At 55.7% G+C, this 21,507-nt stretch carries 9 protein-coding genes, 1 tRNA gene and 4 pseudogenes; 7 read left to right on the top strand and 7 right to left on the bottom strand.

What is annotated here, in order from left to right:
• Positions 1-302 precede the first annotated feature (302 nt).
• From JCM25414_RS16740 to JCM25414_RS16745, 4 genes are all read left to right on the top strand, one after another.
• The gene (locus tag JCM25414_RS16740) at positions 303-758 is read left to right on the top strand and encodes a hypothetical protein (protein ID WP_148300929.1); all 456 of its coding nucleotides are present in this window, start codon (positions 303-305) and stop codon (positions 756-758) included.
• Positions 759-781: 23 nt separating this feature from the next.
• Complete coding sequence (locus JCM25414_RS03580; protein ID WP_025840756.1) at positions 782-1,213, top strand: hypothetical protein; 432 nt, start codon at positions 782-784, stop codon at positions 1,211-1,213.
• A gap of 139 nt (positions 1,214-1,352) precedes the next feature.
• Positions 1,353-2,180: a DUF1868 domain-containing protein gene (locus JCM25414_RS03585; RefSeq protein WP_035442581.1), complete on the top strand. Its 828-nt coding sequence runs from the start codon at positions 1,353-1,355 to the stop codon at positions 2,178-2,180.
• A 392-nt stretch (positions 2,181-2,572) separates the two neighbouring features.
• Complete coding sequence (locus tag JCM25414_RS16745) at positions 2,573-3,676, top strand: DUF1835 domain-containing protein (protein WP_051535667.1); 1,104 nt, start codon at positions 2,573-2,575, stop codon at positions 3,674-3,676.
• A 55-nt stretch (positions 3,677-3,731) separates the two neighbouring features.
• On the opposite strand, the pseudogene JCM25414_RS16750 reads toward JCM25414_RS16745, so the two are convergent.
• The 4 genes and pseudogenes from JCM25414_RS16750 to JCM25414_RS16765 all read right to left on the bottom strand — a co-directional run bounded on the left by JCM25414_RS16750 (position 3,732) and on the right by JCM25414_RS16765 (position 11,808).
• Positions 3,732-6,037: pseudogene (locus JCM25414_RS16750) on the bottom strand (TonB-dependent receptor).
• 314 nt (positions 6,038-6,351) lie between these two features.
• The gene (locus JCM25414_RS16755; RefSeq protein WP_242403322.1) at positions 6,352-6,996 is read right to left on the bottom strand and encodes a tetratricopeptide repeat protein; all 645 of its coding nucleotides are present in this window, start codon (positions 6,994-6,996) and stop codon (positions 6,352-6,354) included.
• A 318-nt stretch (positions 6,997-7,314) separates the two neighbouring features.
• Positions 7,315-10,000: pseudogene (locus JCM25414_RS16760) on the bottom strand (valine--tRNA ligase).
• A 339-nt stretch (positions 10,001-10,339) separates the two neighbouring features.
• Positions 10,340-11,808, bottom strand: a pseudogene (locus JCM25414_RS16765) (TolC family outer membrane protein).
• Positions 11,809-12,002: 194 nt separating this feature from the next.
• On the opposite strand from JCM25414_RS16765, the gene JCM25414_RS03615 reads away from it, so the two are divergent.
• Positions 12,003-12,076, top strand: a tRNA-Cys gene (locus JCM25414_RS03615).
• Positions 12,077-12,688: 612 nt separating this feature from the next.
• On the opposite strand, the gene proP is transcribed toward JCM25414_RS03615, so the two are convergent.
• Complete coding sequence (gene proP, locus JCM25414_RS03620; RefSeq protein WP_025840758.1) at positions 12,689-14,143, bottom strand: glycine betaine/L-proline transporter ProP; 1,455 nt, start codon at positions 14,141-14,143, stop codon at positions 12,689-12,691.
• 655 nt (positions 14,144-14,798) lie between these two features.
• Positions 14,799-16,043, bottom strand: coding sequence for a hypothetical protein (locus JCM25414_RS03630; protein ID WP_025840760.1), 1,245 nt, complete (start codon positions 16,041-16,043; stop codon positions 14,799-14,801).
• Positions 16,044-16,116: 73 nt separating this feature from the next.
• Here JCM25414_RS03630 and JCM25414_RS03635 point away from each other — a divergent pair, with 73 nt between their 5' ends.
• Both JCM25414_RS03635 and JCM25414_RS03640 read left to right on the top strand, forming a co-directional pair.
• Positions 16,117-19,578: a class I SAM-dependent methyltransferase gene (locus tag JCM25414_RS03635; protein ID WP_025840761.1), complete on the top strand. Its 3,462-nt coding sequence runs from the start codon at positions 16,117-16,119 to the stop codon at positions 19,576-19,578.
• Between the two features lie 44 nt (positions 19,579-19,622).
• A complete protein-coding gene (locus JCM25414_RS03640) occupies positions 19,623-20,042 on the top strand; it encodes a hypothetical protein (protein ID WP_148300931.1) in 420 nt (139 codons plus the stop codon).
• A 674-nt stretch (positions 20,043-20,716) separates the two neighbouring features.
• Here the strand turns inward: JCM25414_RS03640 and JCM25414_RS24405 are convergent.
• Positions 20,717-21,221: pseudogene (locus tag JCM25414_RS24405) on the bottom strand (IS5 family transposase); the annotation flags it as partial.
• Between the last annotated feature and the right edge of the window lie 286 nt (positions 21,222-21,507).

Below are 21,507 nucleotides of genomic sequence, written 5' to 3' on the forward strand. Positions count from 1 at the left end.
CTTCGGTCATCAAGCCCTCTCCGGGTGCAGATACGCGCCATCTGACCGGAGGAAAATATTACGATTTGAGATCGTTTTAAATAAATGCATAGAATTACTTTATGGCGCTGATACCAGGCACGGTCTTACGGACAGCATGAGCGGACGCTGCAACACAGCAATAAGGGGAGAATACGATCTTGGCCCTGAAAAACACGATGTCCCGCTATCTGTTGGCGCTCTTCGTTATGACATTATCATGCGGCGCGCAGGCAAATGAAGATTCCCGGGTTTCCGAAGCAGAACAGGCGGCCGAGCGCTGCGTGACTGATGCCGCAATTCTGCCTCTCCTCGGCGGTCCCGCCGATGCGCCGATCATCCCGGTGACGATCGACAATCATCCTGCAGCTATGTTTGTCAGCCCGTTATTCGGACACCTCTTCGTGCATAATGCCGGCGATATCTGGTTCGATCAGGGAATAACCAGGCGGATGATCGCTCAGGATCATGTGCCGGTCCTGAGCGAGACAACCAGAATAGACACGCTGCAGATCGGTCCGATCACACTCCATGATCTTATCGCTGAACGCTTGGATGGCGAAGCGCGTCATAGCATTTCGGGCCGACCGCTTATCGGGCTGATCGGACGCCCGCTCTTCAAGCGGCTTCTTCTTATGCTCGATGTGCCGCACGAGAAACTGGGGATCATGATCTGGCGTAAAAGCCGGATTGCAGCTCTGGACCATCGGTCATTTTCACGCGTATCCCTCAAAGCCTAGCGATGGATGACCGGGCGCGGGTCATGGCGCAGATCGACGGCAGGAAAGTACGTCTTACGCTCGATCCCGACCTCGGCATGAACACGCTGCCGGTTTCAGACCCGGCCAACAGCGCGTCGGCCGATGATCTGGCCCGCGACCCTCAAGTCGTCACCCGATTTGGCGCCATCACGCGCGGTGCGCGGCATGTTTTCCATTCTTTTCAGCTGGGTGAAAGGCAGCTTGGGCCGACCGAATTTCTTGTGTTGGAAAATATCGATGAGGGCACTCTGGGAGAGAGCTTCTTCAGGAATAATGTCGTTCTGTTCGATTTCCCTGACGGTCAATTCCTTTTCGCACCAGGCACGCCTCACGTTTCTCAGCCGGATCTCGGGCTACATTTCGACGAAACTCATCAAGGCTATACGAGCGTGCAGGAAAATCGCGCGCCTGACACCGACAAGAACGAGAAATAGCAAGTGCCCTGCCAGTTTGTGACGATCTTGTGCGAGATGTCGCAAACATGTCACCCACGATTGCGCTTTGTCATGGCATGAAACCGTATCTTTTCAGAACGGGGTGCTTGTCGGCCCCTTGAGATTTGCGAGGGCCTTGATGCATCGTCTGTTCCCGCCCGCCGCCGTGTCGACGACGCGTCGTCGGGATATTCTGCTCGGCCTCGGTGCGCTGATGGCCTGTGGCGCCGCCCCCGCCGCGACAACACCGGAAAAAGAAGCACCCGCCTGCGACACCGGGATCAAACCGGAAGGGGGCGATCGTCAGGGCAAATTCGACGCCAAGGGTCAGCCACTGATCTGGCCGGGCAACACGATCATCTGCCCGTTCAATGCCGCCGATCCGCTCGCGCAGGCGATGCTCGACATGAACCAGCTGATCCTGCGCGAATGGCGTGACTTCATCACCCCCACACCGCCCTCAAGCTATCACATGACCATTCTCGGCGGCGTCGACCCCGAGCAGCAGGCCAAGGGTAACTGGCCCTCAGGCATCAGCACGACGCTCCCGATCGCCAATACCGCGCCGATCATCCGCGACCGACTGGCTGCGATACGCTTCGATATTCCCGAAAAAATCGAAATGGAAATCGACGCCGACCGCTTTCACGCACCGCTGGTCGGTGTACCGCTGCGTCCGGCCAATGCGGCCATGGCAACAGCGCTTTACGATTTGCGTCGCCAGCTTGCAGAAGCCATCGGCTTTCATCCCGATAATCTGATGACCTTCATGTTCCATGCGACCTATGGCTATAAAATTCGCCATATCCCGCGCTCGCAGAAAGACGTGCTGCGTCGACAGGTCCATGGCTGGCGCCGTGAAAACGCCGACAAGCTCGGCACCATCGTCATTCCGCAACCGGTCTTTTGCAGTTTCGAGACGATGTTTGCGTTCACGCCGCTTCTCACGCTCCAGCATAAAGGCTGATTGCGCCCAACCTCCTATACGTCATGTCGTCTGACGGTGAGCGTGACCGGGATTGACTTCGGGCAATGCGCCGAGCGAATATCACGTACCGGCCCGGTCGAAGCCGCCGTGTCCGCGGAAAGGGCTGCGCCCGCGCCAGAGCAAGACAGACATGCTTTTCATACTCCCCCCTTTCTGGCCTGACAGGCGGACACAGGCTCAGGAAAGGGCCGGAATATGTCCGATCACTCGAGCCGTTACGCCGCATTTCGTCTGAACCTCACCCAACAGCGCAAAAGGGCGAAGGAACTTCTCAAGGCCTTGCAGGCACAGGATCCTGAAGCTGCCAGGCGCCTGGCGCGTTTTCACCCGCGGCCGACAACCCTTTCCGGCGTTCGACTAGCCGATGCGCAATGCGTCATAGCCCGAGAGCTGGGTCTCGCCAGCTGGCCCCGCCTTTTGCGCCATATCGAGGCCTCTGTCGCAACCAAAGCCATATCGACAGAGGCAGGCCTGCCCCGGATAAACGACTGGCCACTCTTCATCTGCGCTGCGGAACGGACATCGAGCCGACCCTCAGAGAGGCGGGTTTCGAAGGAGATTTCCAGAGCTATACCGATCCGCTTTGCGGCGGCCCCATAGCCCGGACACCGAACTGGCTGGAATTGAGGGCCGATTACATTGCAGACTCCGTCGGGCGCCATATCGGTCTCGACCGTGCGGCGATTTCGACCCAACTTCATCTCGAAGAGAACGCCATAGCCCAGGCGGCTCGCTATGAACGTGTGGTATTGTGGTTCGAGCATGATCTTTACGATCAGGCTATTCTCGCGCGCATCCTCACGGTTCTTGCCCACCATCGACCGCGTCATCTCGATCTGGTCTCTGCCGGTGCTTATCCGGGTGCAGCGCGTTTCATAGGGCTTGGGCAGCTTCCGCCCGAGGCGCTGATCCTTCTATGGGAGAAGCGCAAGCCCGTCTCGCCCGCCGCGCTGAACATTGGTTGCGCGGCATGGGCCGCGATTTCCGCTCCCGATCCCAGCGCGCTGTCGCGCCTCGCACAGGAGGGGACCGATCCTCTCCCTGAGTTGGGGCGTGCCCTCGCCAGGTTTGCCCGCGAGTACCCTTGGGCGCATGACAGGCTCGCTCTGTCACAGCGGCTTGTTCTGCAACTCATCGCCGGCAGACCCCGCAGGGCCGGGGACGTTTTCCGGGCACTCACGCAACAGGCTGAACCCCTGCCCTGGCTTGCCGATCTGATGTTTCGCGATCTGCTCGCTACACTCAGCTCTGCTAAAGAGCCAGCGATCATCATAGAGCCCGGTGAGGATCTCAATAACTGGGCGCGGGATATAGTCTCCCTCACCGATTCTGGCAGAGACGTTCTCGCCGGGAAACGGCAATGGCACTCTCTCGGCCCGGCAGAGCGCTGGCTCGGAGGCGTCAGGGTCGGATACGGCTCTCCCGACTGGGTCTGGAACGAGGCAGAAGAGACAATCGGGCGCCGAGAGAACTAGGGCCTCGACCCGGCGATGACATAATATGGCCACGCCGGGACAAAAACCAGAAGCGTCAGTAGGTAAAGGAAATACTGCCCAGGAAAGTGCGTCCGACGGAAGGTGTCGCGCGGTCACTGAACAGATTGGAATAGTTCAGACGATTGGCCAGATTGTAGCCATTGAGCGCCAGACGCCAGCGATGCCCTACCATGTGTGACATCATGGCATCCCATTCCGTCGTGTGCGGCACACGTGCCGTATTGGCGGCGTCGAGCCAGACAGAGTCACGCCATGTCAGTCCACCACCGAAAGTGAGGTTCCAGGGCTTGTCGGGGGCAATCGTATAGGTGCTCCAGATGGTCGCCATATTCTTGGGCGCATATTGAATGCGCTTGCCAATATCCGCCGCCGTCAGCGAGCCTGTCGTTGTGGCGTCGTAATAGGCATAGGTGCCGATCAGGCTCCAGTTTCGGGTAATCTGACCGGAAAGGCTCAGTTCGACGCCCTGATTACGCTGCGTGTCGCTCGAAGAAGAAACACTCCCCGTCGAGGGATCGGTCATGAGCGCATTGCCTTTCTCCAGTCGGAAAAGCGACGCGGTCGCGCCCAGACGGCCGTGCAGGAATTGCTGTTTGACGCCAATCTCATACAGGCTCGCCTTTTCGGGCTTGAAACCCTGAGTCGAGGTCTTGAGCGGTTCCGAGCTGTTGGTCACATACAGCCCAAGCGGCGTGGTCGAGCGCGCCCAGTTAAAATAGACCATCGTGTTGTCGCTCGGCGTGTACATCAGGCTCACAGTCGGGTTGATCGTGTTCTGCTGCTGCGACAGACGCGTATCGGCTGCCGTTGCGCCTTCGGTCGCCGCATAATGACTGTTCCAGTGATCCCAGCGAAAACCGCCGCGGATCGAGAACCAGGGTGCCAGCACATCTGCTCTGACAGAAAAGCCCCCACATCGGTTGCATCGCCGGTTTTATAGAGCTTGCGCCCTGCCCCGCCCGACAGATTGACCAGATCGTACTGATATTGGCCCAATCCCCCCAGCAATAGTCCCGGCTGAGTATGGGACGGGTTGATCATGCTGGTCGTGTCAGTGCGTGTCCCGTTCTGACCATTGAAATTATAGGCGTAGTTTGTGCGACGGTCGTAGATATGCTCGACATCCCAGCCCGCGATGACCTGATGGCGAATGAAGCCCGTCTTGAAATTGGCGCGCGCGGAAAACACGTTCTGCACCGACCAGTCATTCTGCTGGTAAGGCTCCGGCCCCCCGAGATGACCGCGGCGATTGATTTGTGCCTGTGACGGGTTGGTGAAAAAGAGCTTCTGGCAGGTCGCATCGCAGCCCGGCTGCGAGGAAGAGAAATAACGATCGTAAAGACCGCCGCGCAGATCATCGGAAATCGTCAGATGCTGGCTGATTTCCGAATTCAAACGCGCTGTCAGCATGTTCACATTCGACACGTCCTGATCGTAATTCGTGCCGTACCAGCTATGACGGTCCAGCCCGTATTCGGTCGCCGGACGCCCGATCGTGCTGCCAGGCTTGGTAACGACCGGCACGCCATAATCCGGGATGCGATTATCGGATTGATGGAAATATTCCAGCGTGAAGCTGGTCTTTTTGCCGAGCCCGAAGCCGATAGAAGGTGCCAGCCCCCAGCGATGGGAATAGATATTGTCACGGCCGACAACGTTATTCTCATTACCCATGCCGGTAATACGCACCGCGCTGGACTCGCCGATCTGCTTGTTCACATCCAGCGTGCCACGGTAATACTCACCAGACCCACCGGAAAACTGCGCATTATAGGTATCGCCCAGATGCGCTACCTTGGTCACGATATTGATCGCACCGCCCGTGGTGCCATTGCCGAATACTTCCGATGACGGGCCCTTGATGACCGAGATATGGTCGTAATCGAAGCTGTCACGCGTATAGACACCGAAATCGCGCAATCCGTTCTCGTAGATATCGTTCTGGGCCGCAAAGCCGCGAATCAGGAACTGATCGCCCGCCATGCCCCCCTCGCCCTCACCAACCGAGGCCGTGATGCCCGGCACGTTGCGCAGCGCCTCATCGAGCGATTTCACGTTCTGCTGCTGCATCAGTATCTGAGGCACAGCATTGACCGTCTGAGGCGTGTGCATGATGTCGTCAGGCATGCGCCCCAGACCGATCGGCTCATGCAGAATGTTCATCGCCGCGCCATGAACCACGAGGTGCTCATCCACACCGTCCTGTTGCGTGGTCTGAGCCTTGTCAGCGCGTTTTTTCTTCGCCTCTTGTTGCGCCTCTTCCTTCGATTTCTTGCGATGCGTGCTGCCACCGTCGCTTTGCGCCGACTGGGCATGGGCAGCCGTGCAAGCGAGTGTCATGCCGACCAGCAGCGATACGGGATAGGAAGGGCGAACCCATTTCACGGACAAAACGCAGTCTCCACACGCAAAAGAAGGAATCAGTCTTTGCAATTGAGAATAATTCCTATCTTCCATGACAAAGTGCTGCAACCAGCTCGCAATCGCATCATACGACTTCGTGTCAATCTGTTGCTTGAATGCGACACTTCATGTCGTCAGCCGCAAGAAGTCTCGTCCACCACCGTGATGCGTCGGTCAAACGCGCGTCCATCGCAGCCTTCGGGTCGTGATGTTGTCGCCCGATCAACGAATTCCGCTTGATCGTCCCCTTTCTATTGCGGCGTCACGCCCAACTGCACCAGCCGATGCGCCGCCTGACCGAGCAGAGCATCGCGCCGCGCTGATCGCAGTGGCTGCAACTGACGCTGCATGGCGAGCAGAATATCGGAGGTCGCATCGACCACCGCCTTCTCCCACCAGTCATAAGCCTCGTCCTCACGCCCCAGAGCACATAGTGCCGTAGCGTAATTATGCTGACCTCGATAATCGCCGCCCTCGGCGGAGCGTCGATACCAGTCGAAGGCGAGAGTCGGGTCGCTCGGCGTGTGCCAGCCTTCCTCAATGAACCGGGCCAGCAAATTCATCGATTTGGCATGGCCGCGCTCGGCACTGTTTCGAAACAGCGCCAGCGCGCGCGGCAGATCGGCCTCCATGCCAATGCCGCGCATGACCATGATGGCGAGATTATAATTGCCCCACAGATCACCCAGTTCGGCAGCTTTGCCGTAGGCATCGGCAGCAGCCGAATAATCAACCGGTCCGCCCCAGCCGAAATGATGGCAACGGCCAAGCATGTTCAGCGCAGGTGCATAGCCCGCAGAAGCCGCAATTTCGTACCACTGACGTGCGCGTGCAGGATCGGGTGGCAGATAAATACTTTCGAGGAGGATATCCCCCCATCGCACCTGCTCTGCCACGTAACCTTGCTGTGCTCTGGCCCTGATTGCTCGATCATTTCAGGCAGCTTCGCAGGGGGCTCACGACGCAGGCGCCGACGCCGCGACACAGAGAGCAAGAGGCACAGAAGACGCGTCAACATCGGCCAGACCAATCAGCGGGAGGAAATTTCCAAGAGGAAGCACGACCTTGACGGTGTAGTGATGATGATAACGTTTCGCAACTTTGCACGCGGGGTTCAAACAAAAGCGGGGGCCGCCAGCACAGCCCCCGCTTCCATCCAGCCCGTCACCCGCTCCTGCGGGTTCGCGTAGAAAATCTAAAAATACTGTTTGTATTCAGGCGGCAGAGAGACGTGACAGAGCGGCCTGCAGGCGGGCGCGATCATGGGTGAAGCTCGTCAGACGATCACGGTTCTCTTCCACCACTTCCGGCTTGGCGCGCGCGACAAAATCGGCATTGCCGAGCTTGCGTTCAACCTTGTCGATCTCCTTGCCGAGACGATCGATTTCCTTTTCGAGACGCTGGATCTCGGAACCGATGTCGATCAGCCTTCAAGCGGCAACACCAATGTAGCTTCATCGATTACCGTCAGAGCGGCGACCTTCGGCGGCTCACCCGACAGGACCGACACAGACTCGACACGCGCCATACGCCCGATCACGGCAGACCAGCTTTCGGCACGCGCCAGCGTCTTGGGACCGGCATCACGCAGAAGCACCGGCACCATCTGCGCGGGAGGGATATTCATTTCCGAACGGATGGTGCGAATCTCGCCGATAAGGCGGATGACCCAGTCCATTTCGGCCGAGGCCTCGGCCGCATCACGGGGCTGAGGCGAAACCGGCCAGGCCGATTGCGCGACACTGCCGCCGAAGCCGAAAGACTGCCAGAGCTCTTCGGTCACGAACGGAATGACCGGGTGCATGATCTGAAGGATCGTGCCCAGCACATGCGCGGTAACCGCACGGATTTCGTCCTGCTCAGGCGTGTTCTCTGCCGCGAAGGCGGGTTTGGCCAGCTCCAGGAACCAGTCGCAGAAAACGTTCCAGACAAAGCGGTAGCCGGCAGCGGCGAGTTCGTCGAAACGATAGGCATCGAGTGCGGCTTTTGCCGAAGCGACCGCCTTGGCGGTCTCATCCAGAATCCAGCGTCCGAGAACACTCTGAACCTGGGCCGGATCGAAGCCTGCAACCGGCTTCACGCCGTTCATTTCGCAGAAGCGCGCCGCATTCCAGATCTTGGTAATGAAGGTGCGATAATCCTCGACGCGCTTGCGACCGAACTTGATATCGCGCCCCGGCCCGGTCAGGGCGCAGATCGCCATACGGGTGGCATCCGCACCAAATTCCGCAACCAGTTCGAGCGGGTCGAGACCGTTGCCCTTGCTCTTCGACATTTTCTGGCCGCGCTCATCACGCACCAGGCCGTGGATAAGCACTGTGCGGAACGGCACGTCATCCATGAAATGCAGTCCCATCATCATCATTCTGGCTACCCAGAAGAAAATGATATCGAACCCGGTAACGAGCGAGCTCGTCGGATAATAACGCGCCAGCTCAGGCGTCTTGTCGGGCCAGCCAAGTGTCGTAAACGGCCATAGCGCCGAACTGAACCACGTATCGAGCACGTCTTCATCACGGGTCAGGCTTACATCGTCGCCGTACTGCGCGCGAGCCTGGTCAAGCGCCTCTTCCTCGCTGCGTGCAACAAAGACACTCCCGTCGGGACCATACCAGGCCGGAATGCGATGCCCCCACCAGAGCTGACGGCTGATGCACCAGGCTGAATGTCGCGCATCCAGGCGAAATAGGTGTTTTCCCATTGCTGCGGCTCGAAGCGGATACGCCCGTCCTCAACCGCCTTGATGGCAGGCTGGGCCAGGGTGGCAGCGTCGCAGTACCACTGCTCGGTCAGACGCGGCTCGACAATCGCACCGCCGCGCTCAGCATAGGGCACTTGCAACGTATGGGGCTCGATCTTCTCGATATGCTCCAGACGCTCAAGTTCCTCTACAATACGCTTGCGGGCTTCGAGACGGTCGATGCCTTCCAGCGAACGCACGAAATCGGTCGATGACAGCCCCTCTACATCACGCAGTTCATCCGCGATCTCGTCCAGCCAGATGGCGGCCGCTTCATCGAGAATGCTCGGCATGGGCAGATCGTGCCGCTTGCCGACCTCGAAATCATTGAAATCATGGCCCGGCGTGATCTTGACCGCGCCGCTGCCTTTCTCCGGGTCTGAATAGGTGTCGGCCACGATCGGGATGCGACGCCCTGTCAGCGGCAGGGTCACGAACTTGCCGATCAGCGTGGTATAACGCTCATCTTCCGGATGCACAGCGACAGCCGTATCGCCCAGCATTGTCTCGGGGCGTGTCGTGCCGACAACGATCGTGCCACCGCCCTCGACCGGGTATCGCAGATACCACATCGCCCCCTTGGTCTCGCGGTTCTCGACTTCGAGATCGGAGATGGCAGAACGGAACGCAGGGTCCCAATTGACGAGGCGCTTGGCGCGGTAGATCAGCCCCTGCTGATGGAGCGTGACGAACACATCACGCACGGCACGCGACAGCCCCTCGTCCATCGTGAAGCGTTCGCGCTCCCAGTCGGCCGACGCGCCAAGCGTGCGAAGCTGCTGAATGATCTGGCCGCCGGACTGTTCTTTCCACGCCCAGACGCGCTCGAGAAATTTCTCGCGTCCCATTTCCTTGCGGCTGAGACCTTCCTTGTCGAGAACGCGCTCGACCACCATCTGCGTGGCAATACCAGCATGATCGGTGCCAGGCTGCCAGAGCACATTGGCCCCTTCGAGGCGCTTCCAGCGAATCAGGATATCCTGCAGCACGAAATCGAGCGCATGACCGAAATGCAGCGTGCCGGTGACGTTCGGCGGCGGGAACATGATTGAATAGGCATTGCCAGGCGCTTCGGGATGCGCCGCGAAAAGACCGGACTTCTCCCACTGGGCGTAGAGGCGGGCTTCACATGCCGCGGGGTCAAAGGTCTTTTCGAGCATTTTCTTCCTGTCACCTATGAGATCCTGCCCGGCACGAAAACCCGGCAGACATCGCTTTGAGAGTGCCGAATTCTCTCGCTTCCTCGGGCATGCGACGTCACCGGATGGAGCCATCGACGACCGCGGAGGGAAAGGCAGGGCACCGTATTTCAAACTCGAAGCGTATGGCAGATGAACCGCAAGTTTCAAGGCTGAACAACAGCGCGGCCTTGTTTTGCCCGGATACCATGAGGCGCAATCAGACCGCGCAGCGCCATGCAATTCAGCAGGCAGAAGCCAGTCAGCGGATCAAAAGCTCAACGAGAGCATCGATCCGCCGCTTCAGACCATAGCTCTCTATCAGCGGCCGGGCTGACCGACCGCATAGTCATTGATGCCCCAGAGCCGATCCTTGACCGCATTGTAATAGGCTTTTTCGTCGTAAATCGGCACGTTGAGCTTGAGGTCGGCCGCAGTCAGACGGCCCATCGCCGCAGCCACGGCATAGGAAGATTGAACGAGGCCGCTGAGATTTTGCACGAGAGCCGTTTGGGCCTGCAGCAGGGTCTGCTGCTGCTGCAGCACTTCAAGAGTCGAACTCGTGCCGACAATCGCCTGCCTCTCGACGCCATCGAGAGCCACGACGTTGGCCGCAATAGCTGCGCGATTGCTCGAAATCGAATCGGTGTAAGAATGCAGTTGCTGCCAGTTTGCTGAAGCCGACTGCGCCGCACTACGTCGGGCGATATCGACGGCGCGCCGTGCTGCGAGATATTGCTGACGCGCCTGACGCACAGCAGCATATTCAGCGCCACCCTGATAAATCGGCACATCGAAATTGATGGTGCCGAATTTGTTATCAGTGACCATGCGGCCATAGCCCTGGTTCTTCACATAGGAATAACCAAGCTGAGCCGAGATCTTCGGCATGATCGTCGCCATCTGCACAGAAAAATTATCTTTCTGCGCTGCTTCAGTAAAAAGAGCGTTGATGATCGTCGGGTTGTTACGTGTCGCCTCAACAACGGCGTCACGCTCAACCTTGACGGGCAGAGAGAGCGGCTGAGGCGATACGAGATTCGGTGCAGGCGGCACGCCCACGATCTGCAGATAGGTAGCCTGCGCCGCACGCAACGTGCCCTCGCCCTGCTGACGTGATGCCTTAGCCGTCGCCAGAGCAGCCTGCGCCTGAGCCACATCCGTGCGCGTGATTTCGCCCTGCTGGAAACGATCCTGTGTCGCCTTGAGCTGCTCTTCGAGCACATGCTCGTTATTGATGTTGATCTGAAGAAGCTGCTCGCTGCGCACCACGCCGAGATAGGCAGACACGACGTCAGTAAAGACTTCCTGCTCGGTCTCGATCAGCTGGGCCCGCTCGGCCATGACCGTATTGACGGCCTGATGAGACTGGGCAGTCGTTTTACCGCCTGATAGAGATTCTCGGTGATCGTCACGCCGCCCTGATATCCAGGCGTGGCATATTTGCGGTTATAGGCAGGCGTACCGAACGCCGAACCGGGCTGAGCACCCTGAGCTCCGTACGCGTTGATGCCCTGATAATAGGTCAGAGCCGCCTGCCCTTCGATTTTCGGTCTCCAGCCTGCAAGCGCCGTCGGCACCTGCTCGTCTGCCGCACGCAGCTTTGCACGTTCCTGCTGGAGAGTTGGATTCGTCAGGTAAGCCGTTGCTAGGGCTTCCTGCAGCGTATGGGGCACGAATTCGGGCGAGCCTTTACCGTCATAGGTCTGGGCAAGCGCAGTCGTGCTCCTGAGAAGAACGACCAGGCCAACGCCCAGAGAAGTATAGACCCGTGATTGATCCCGTTTCATGGATGCCCTTTCGAATGAGGACGGCGCTGAGATGACGTAATGACAGTGATCATCTCTTCGGTATCAGGCGTCCCGCAGCATCTCTATGGCATATTTGGCCGTCTGCGGAAATTTCTTCTTATTTCTTGCGCCTCAACGAGATACCCCCTTGACCCCGGCGCCCGGTAAAGAGATATAGCGCTCACACCCGGTAAGGTCCGGTGGCAGAATGGTGATGTAGCGGACTGCAAATCCGCGTATGTGGGTTCGATTCCCGCCCGGACCTCCAATTCCCCGAAAAATCTTGGAATACTGTTATTCGCGTGGAGTTTCATGGTGCTCTTTCCAGGCGTTTTGCGTTTTTCATATGCGTCGTGGCTTCTCGAATCAGTTTCCTGGTCGCAGGCGTGGGCGGAACGCCCCACTTCGAACTGGTTTCTCTGGCTATAATCGGAACAGTTGGGTGCAGCCTGTCGCAGCAAATAAGCAGTGAACGATTATATGGAGCAATGCTTCCAGCCCAAGCCCTGAACTGGTTGCCTAGAGTTTTCCGATGACAATGTGTCGCCCGAAAGTCTCTCGAATAAAATCTAGGGCCGCCTGTCTGATCCGCGCGGCGTAGCCGTTAACACCACGACAGCTCTCTATCGCGTACCTAACTGGCGATACCCCGCCTCCTACTGGCGCACCCTGCGAGACAGATGCTCGCCATGCCCGCGAGCGCGCCGGCAATTGGATCTTGGGCAAATCATACCCGTGCCCCAAGGAACACCAGGCGCGCCACTCAATGCGAACCGTGTTATCCCTCTCGGTATGGCCTGCCCAATCGTCCTGACAGCGAGACGTAAAGCAGACCGTTCTCTCGGAACCGTCGGTAGAGAGTCCTCTTGTTCGGCCCGAACTAGGAAACAGTTGGAGGAACCGGATCAACCGTAATTGCGGCTCCACTTTGCAAGAGATCTCGCGCTTCCTCTGAACTTCCTACTGCTGGCGGTGATCCTCGCAAGGGCATTCCTGCCGTTTCGCGAACGGTCAGCATGGTGACGATTCCGATGAACGCTGCGCCCATCAGGTACCATGCTGGTGTATCCAGATAGGTCGTCTTTCTGACCAGCCACGCCATCAGGAGTGGCGTGGTCCCACCAAAAAGAGACACAGAGAGATTGAACGCCACCGACAGGGCCGTGTAGCGAATTGGGGTATAAAACAAGGCAGGCAAGGTTGACGGCATGGAGCTGGTGAAGCCCGCCAAGGCAATGCCGAGCAACATCAATCCTAGGAAGATAAGGCCGTCAGAATGGCTCTGAATCAGATGAAAGCATGGGATGGAAAGAAGGAGCAGTGCAGCTGAAGCCCCTAATATCATCGGGCGGCGTCCGATGCGATCGCTCAGGAAACCCCCAGCGATGTTAAGCGGCATCATCAAGATCATCACAACGATGACGAGGATCAACCCCTTGCTCTCTGCGTAACCCAAAGAAACAGTCATATAACTCGGGATGTAAGCGAGCAGCATATAATCGGTCACATTGAAAACCAGCACGAGCCCGACACATTTCGCCAGTTGCCGCCAGTGCGCAGTGAACAGATAGTGCCATCCTGGGCGCGCATGTTCCCGCTTTTCTGCTTCGAGGGCATAGGCTTTAAACGAAGGCGTCTCCTCGAGCCTCGTGCGGGCATACAAACCCAGGAGCCCTAAAGGTGCGGCAAGGAGGAACGGCACCCGCCATCCCCAGGCGAGCATGGTCTGTTCGCCCAAACTCACTTGCAACAAGGTCACAAGACCTGCGCCGGCGACATATCCCGCAAGGGTACCGAACTCCAGCCAGCTACCCATCAGACCTCTTCGGCGATCGGTCGAATACTCGGCGATAAACGTTGCCGCACCCCCATACTCGCCACCTGTGGAGAACCCTTGTACCAGGCGAGCGGTGAGTAGGGCTATTGGCGCCCAGATACCGATGGAAGCGTAGGAGGGAATGAGGCCGATCGCAAAGGTTCCGAGCGCCATGGCGATCATGGTGGCCGCGAGCACTCTTTGTCGGCCATACCTGTCACCCAGTGGACCGAAGAACGCTCCCCCAATGGGTCGTATGAGAAACGCGATCGCGAATGTGGCAAGGGTCGCGATGAGACTGGTCGACGCGTCGGTAGTCGGAAAAAAAACCTTGCCCAGCGTTACGGCAATGTAGCCGTAGACGCCAAAGTCAAACCACTCCATGGCGTTGCCAAGCGCTGCAGCACCGACCGCACGTTTGAGCATGTCGGAGTCGACGACGGTGATATCACGCCGATCGAGCTGGCGTCGGTGCTTGAACCATCCGAGATGAGGATGAGAAAGAGGGCTTCTCTTCACCGGGCAAGCCTCCTCTTCGTTCTGAGGGCTCGGTTTTCACTGCAGAGCATCAGCCCCGCTTTCAAAGACGTTAACGGAATCATACGCTTACAATATCAGATCACTCTTAAAATGTCGAAAATGTAATCTTCACTAAGCCGTAAACGAATCTCATCCAAAAAGCCGAGACAGCACGCGCCAAGTTCGTCCCTCTTGTAGAAACTCAGTCCCGCCGCCAGTGAAGGTGTCAAATTGTGATCCCGCAGAGAATCTCGAATCAGGGAGAAAATCGGTACCTCTCGGCAATGGAGCAAGCGCGGCAGCCGACTGTATCAAGCCGCTGTGCCATACCGCATTCGACGAAATCGTCTACTTCCTAGACGTCACTCGCGTCCCCAGCATGAGGCTCGAATTCGGCACCGTAGGCGCACATTTGAGAGCCGCGCATACCGGCCTTCGTAAAGATATCGAACCTTCGACCGCCAATTAGTAGTATATTTTCTGCGTATTACTGGTGCGAGAGCTACGTCTAAGTGAACCAATAGGAACAAAAATGCGGGGCGACCCTGCTACTTTCTGCCTTGAAATTTTTTGGAAGGCCGCCAATAACCACGCGTATACAGGGTGCCAGAGTTTCACATTCAAATGCGAACATCTCAACAAAGAAATAAAATCCCTACGTTATGTCGCGCAGGCGAGCTGCGCGTGGGCCGATGAGATTTGATAACACTGTGATGTTCCCAGCCGTAATTGGCGTCGTGAGAACCGCTTTCTTAAGAAAAGGAAAGTCGGCTTCCAGCAAAATATCCCATAATTCGATCGTGGGGTTAGTAATTTCGCGGTTGTTTAATAGCTGACGACGCCACTCTGACCCGGTTCTATCCTGACCGTCTCTGACTATCGTTTCGTATTCCCATGCCGCTCCCATAGCGATGCCTTTGCGAGTCATCCAACGTGAGAAACCTAGCTCCTGGCCGTTGACAACAAACCACCGATCCATAGCAGGCCGGTATGCGCGCCAAAATCCTTCCCAAGCCGGCCCGGAAATCACTTCCGCACAGCAGTAAATAAAAAAAGACTGCAGATGCCAATCGTGCAAAAGGCTGTCTATAGCCCCTGTAATCTGATATTGACCGCTACGCGCTTCTTCGAACAACGGACTTAAACTGCTCATCGTGCCGATAACGCTATCATTCGCAAAGATTATCGGATGCCCTGTGCAGTTTAGATCGTCAAGTAATTTGACACCTATAGAGTATAGTCCCCAATCATAAGCTCGGTTATCGCAACAAACAACTTGCCAGACCGATCGAGATAGCCTTTCCATTGCGTCACGAGATAGGGTATGACTATTAGTAAGGAATACAGTACTAACGCCTTGATCCTTTAGCGCGACCAAGTAATCGTGAACGTATGGCTGTACTTTGTCATTGAGATCAAAATGTACAAAAAGGCAAACCTCTTGCCCAGGCAGGGGTTCTTTCCCGACAACCTCCCGCTTCAGGATGGCTTCGCGACGAGCCTGACGCGCCATTTCCCTACGAGCAAATCGCGCCTCTTTCCCGAAGCTGCTAAAAAATTCTGATTTCCATGATCGTTCTCTCGATACCCGCCAACCCAAGGTTTCATGCCACTGACGCATTGAGAAAAGGGGATTGGGATCGCGAGGCCTTTCCCGTTGCTGCCTGCAAAAATGCTCAAGACAGCTCATCCCCTTAGGAATCTCTCGACCGTAATTTTCCCGATAGAACGCGGGGTCGACAAGGGCATTAGGTCCAACAATGTCCTGCACCTGCAAGCATTCGGAAAGGGTCAGAGAGGCATCCCCCGCTGCCTCCCTGATCCAACTGAGGTCGATCAGCGGGTGAGGACTGGCTCTATCGGCTGCTGTTAGATCGTCTTGCATCGTTTTGACTTTCACGCGAGAACCCCAGCTAGCCGCAGGGCTTTTATCGTAATTTAAAGTTCTATAAGATATCATAAACACTCGTGAATTGGAAATCGATCCTTTGCCTCGCGCTTCCCTAGGAAAACTCCCTGTTGCGGCATTTTGGGTGCCAAGACATATCAGCGTCTCAGCCTGGCTTGAGCACGCCCCTTTCGCTTTTAGTATCGTGCGAATGCTAGAGCCCCGAAAGATTGTCGAACTGGGCACGCATCACGGTTTTTCTTATCTTGCATTCTGCCAGGCAGTCGATGCCTGCGGCTTGGACACCCGCTGCTATGCTGTAGATACGTGGGAAGGAGACGACCAAGCAGGTTTTTACGAGAACGAAGTCTATGATAACCTTCGCCTCTTGAATGAAGAGCATTACCGCGCGTTTTCCACGTTAATTCGCAGCAGATTCGATCAAGCTTTGCCCTATTTTTCAGAGGGAGAGATAGATTTACTACACATCGACGGGCATCATACTTACGAAGATGTTCTAGAGGATTTCACACTTTGGAAGCCCAAGCTCTCCGATAAAGCGATAGTCCTTTTCCACGACACAAACGTTCGCCGTGACAATTTTGGCGTGTGGAAAATTTGGCAAGAGCTAGCTCCGCTGTATCCGTCAATCGAATTCCCTCACGGCAACGGGCTCGGAATCCTTGGCGTCGGGAAAAGCTTACCTGAACATATTCTCGAATTTCTGAACGCCGATGTCGACGATACCCGAAACCTTCAATTGGCCTATGCCACCCTCGGGGGAGCGGTAACCACTAAATTCCTCAAAAACGCCATGCAAGCTGAAGCGGCAGCTCTTTCTGGTCAAGTCGACGTGCTAAACAACAAGCTAAAGTCACTGAATGATCAAAAAAATGAACAGGATCTTTCATTATTAGAGAAAATATCAGACCTCCAAGAAGAATACGATCAAAAATGTCGAGAACTTGCGATCGCCAATGAGGAACTTAATTATTCATCGTCCTCAATCGAGAAAATGTCGGCAGAAATTCTTCGATTGGAGTCCCAATTTGTCGCTGATAGCGCCGTATCAGTATCAAATATCGTGGAGCTCGATAATTGCGCGACTGAGATCGAGACCGTAACTATCGATGGGGCAGTCTCTGATGGCTCAATTCAAGAGCCGATCAACCTTGACCCCTCGCACGAAGTGCGTGCTCCCCAAGATAACGAGCAGATACTGCTTGAAAGAATCGCCAATCTCCATCACGCGTTGGCCCATGCAGAGGCTCGGCTTGCGGAACGACAAAGTGCCTATTCTCGGTTGGAAATTCAACACACGGGGCTGACCCATCATATCCAGAGTATCGAGAGTAGTACGTTCTGGCGCATGACGAAGCCGCTTAAACAAATTCTGGAAAAAATGCCCAGTCCTGTCCGCAGGAATTTCCGTCGTTCTGCCAAGGCAATGTGGTGGCTAGCCACACCACATCGACTGCCTCAGCGTATAGCCTTCATAAGAGCCCGCAATTCAGCACAGACATTGACGTCACCAATTGTGGCAAACTCTTATAATCATTTGACGCCGCCCACCCTTATCGCTCCCGCAATAAGCACGCTTGACGTCGGGATCGGCCGTAGCGCTTCCTCCAACGTTTGGTTCGACGCGGATTTTTATGCTGAGCAGGTTCCCCTGCTAGCCGAAACCGGTATGGACCCATACACACACTATGTTTCGCATGGGTGGCGCGCGGGATACGATCCGCATCCGCTCTTCAATACTGAATGGTTTGTCAAGAATAATCCGCGTCTTCTCCAGACTGATCTCAATCCCCTTGAGGCTTTTCTTGGGCAAGATGTGGGATCGCCTGTAATTAGCAAGACTATACCTCGAAACTGGTTACGTTCTTCCACCGATTTTGGCGATGTCCCGACAATCATGCCGGCTTTCTACACGCCTCCGGGTCGGGCTAACTTTGCTATCATGGATGAGCACCGCCTCCATGCGCTACTCGCAACTTCAGATGTTCTCTCTTTCGATATTTTTGATACCGCGCTTGTACGTCGAGTGGCGCATCCTACTACCGTTTTCGATATTTTGGCGAACCGCGCCGAGCGGCTGGATGCCCGCATGCATACGCTCGCAGATATTCGTTTTTGGGCTGAGCGTGTCGCGCGCAAAAGATCAAGCGATACTAGTGGCACAATGGAGATTGGGCTTTCCGAGATCTATGATGAAATCCAGCGCGAACTGAAGCTATCAGCGGAAGAACGAGATATTATCCAGAATCTCGAATGTGAAATAGAGAAGGAAGTACTGGTCGCAAACCCAAATGTACTAAGGTGGTATCGACATGCAAAGTCTATCGGAAAAACGGTAATTTTCGTTAGTGACATGTATTTGCCCGCTAGTTTTTTAATCGAGATTCTTGCTGAAGCAGGTTACGACTCTCCACAAGTATACGTTTCGTGTGATCTGCGTGTCGGAAAGTGGGAAAAAAAGCTGTTCCAGGTTGTCGCAGACCGCTTACAGACGAAGCCAGAGAATATTCTGCACGTGGGTGATAACGCCCAGTCTGATAAGATCAATGCAGATCTTTCCGGCTGGAAAGGTTTCCATTTCACCGAGCACGCCAACGAGCAACCTTATGCTTTACAACTGGCCACACCGGTAGGTTTGAATATATCGAACGTCGCCGTTTCAGTTAGCTGTGGCTTATCTCACACCCATCGCCTGCAGATTGAATCTGCTGAAATGCAGCCAACCGAGCGCTTTGCACACCATTTGGGATACGAGATTATCGGCCCCACCATATTGGCATTTGCCGGATGGGTAGCATCTAAGGCGCAGAGTGACAATTTAGACCGGATTTTGTTTCTCGCTCGTGATGGCTTTCTGGTTCACAAACTTTACGAGATGATTCGCGCGAGACATCCTCATCTGCCTGAGTCACGTTACGTCGCTGCATCACGCAAAATGCTCTACAACAGCTTGTTTACATCGGCCGACGCTATTGCAGATGTCGCCTCACGCAACATTAGCTTTTCCCACACAACAAGTATAGCTGAGTATTTTGACATCTTCCTTCTCCTGCCTGAGGATCTCAGAGTCGCCGCCGCCAAGGCTGGAGTTAGTGATCTTCACGCGCCTTTATTACAGCAACTGTCGAACACAGGTGACGTATCTGAAGCACGGCGCAGGCTGGATGGTATTATAAAAGATCTAGCACCCCTGATTTTAAGGAGGGCTACAGAAGCGTCGCGAGATAAGGCGACATATTATCGGGATGCTGGGGGGTTAGATGGTCGTAGACGCATTGGAATAGTTGACCTTGGCTGGTCAGGAACGATAGTTGAGCCGCTGCAGAAAATCATAAATGACATAACGCCCAAAGCAGAGGTGCTAGCATACTTCTTCGGGCTGACACCCAAAGCCGATGGTACAATACCTAAGAATGTGCCGCATTGCGCTTATGCTTTCGAAAAAAGCTGGCCACAGTGCGGGGACCTTACGAGCTTCCTGCTCCTCAGCAGACCCATGTCGTATTCGGAGCCTCTTTGTCTCTAATGGAGATATTGCTGAGTGAAAATTGCACGAGCGCCGTTGGTCTCGTGCGCGCATCGCTCGGCGATACACTTGGCGTAGTGCGTGCGTCCGAGAGTTATAGTGTCGAACATAGAGATTTTTTAACTCTAGCTCATACCGCTGCACAGAAATTCGCCGAAGACGCCATCGAATTTCTGCCTGACAATATCGCAACTTGGGACTTTTCGCCCCTCTTGGCGCAAGCATGGAACCGTATCCTCTCCAGTCCAAGCCGGGACGAAGCAGAATTCCTAGCCAGCTTCCCGCACAGAATGGACGCGAGCAGTCATGCTCCTGGCGGTAAGCTGGTGTCGGCCCAAATTGTGGACGGCAGTTCAGTTCTAGATCAGTACTGGAATTCGATGTGGCCCGCTGGCTGGTTGGCACTCTTGGACCCGAGAACGCGTGCTAACGTTTTGGAGGAATACTTGGCTCAAAAAAGTTAGATCGTTTTCTTTTTGACTTAGCTCGTAGCGATGATAGCGCAGAGGATTTGGACCGAACGGAGCGTTTGATCATTCGCAAACAGAGGTAGGAACCATGCCAGCGGTCGGTTGAAACGTTGCAACTCAGAAGCTGCGTTATTCTACGTAGCTGCCTTAGGGTGGCGATCACGAGCATTTCGTACCTCCATCAGCATGGTGTCCAGCTGGAGCCCACCATGCCATTTAGCCGAGGAAAGAGCCCAACCTGCTCGACCACGGTGATTTGATACGTAGGTGTTTGCTTGGCGAGGTGGAGAATGCGTGCACTGCATTGCCCACTCAAGCGGGGCACTCGCAAACAATTCATTAGACCAGAGGCCATTGAGGGTAAGCGATCTGTTTTGACGCACCAAGTCATAGCTGGAACAGCTACGCCCCTTCTTCTCAGGAGTTGGGGTGACGCCTCAGTTAACGATTGCTTGGTCTTCGGTGAGATCGTCTTTTTCGGTTAAACTGCTTAGTGCCTATGCGTTGCATTTCGGGAGAACGGTCCTGATGAGGCGCTTCAAAATCTATGGATATGCTAAGGTGCCATGAAAATCGCTAATCATATGAAAGAATGCCTAGGCTTAGGACCTATGGCTAAACCATGACGGTTGCATCGAGCAAGCGGCAGCATAACTACGATCTGCCTAAAGCCACTTTCCAGCCGGCAGAGTGTCCAGAAGGGCAGCGGTCCCGGTGTAATCGCTGATCGGGCCTGCCGTCATGAGGAACCTGATCGGACCGCCATCTCCGTCAGTTGCCGCATGTCGCTTTGCGTTGTGCCGCCTTGGGTCCGCCCGATCAGACGGTCCCCCCTTTTTTCGCGTCCAGGCTTGCGGCCGTACGGTGCTCCTTTAGCGAGGTCGCGTTTATCACGATTGTCTGGTTCTCCGACCGCCCCGCAGACAGAGTATCCGTCATCTGGGCAAAAAGCCCCATGGCGCCTTAACGCTTCCAGCGATTGTAAAGCGTTCTAAGCGGACCATATACGCGCGGAGCGTCCCGCCAACGCAGCCCACTTCGGTTCACGAAGATGATCCCGCTCAAAACGCGCCGGTCATCGACGCGCGGCTCGCCTTAGCTTTTGGGGGAAAACGGCGCCAAACGCGCCATCTGTTCGTCCTCCAGCCAATACAGGCCACCCGCGTTCAGCATCCTCACAGAGCATGCTTCAGGTTTCCCAACTCAGACAAATGGTCCTGAACCAGGGCAATCCTGCATGTAGCGTGAGAACCTCGCTCGAAGCCGATCATTCAGGCGAGAGAGAATATGAGAGCCGTAGCTCCAGAAGATTATCATCAAGCGCCTTTAGGACCGACTGCACGTCAGGGCATCCCACGACACATTTTGAACCATATTCTTATGAGCTAACTACCTTGCAGCAAGCAGCTCGTTCTGATTGCGAGCCCTCAGACTGAGGACCGTCTTATCCTCTGAATAA

This window comes from Asaia platycodi JCM 25414 (genome assembly GCF_000614545.1).
Classification (GTDB): domain Bacteria; phylum Pseudomonadota; class Alphaproteobacteria; order Acetobacterales; family Acetobacteraceae; genus Asaia; species Asaia platycodi.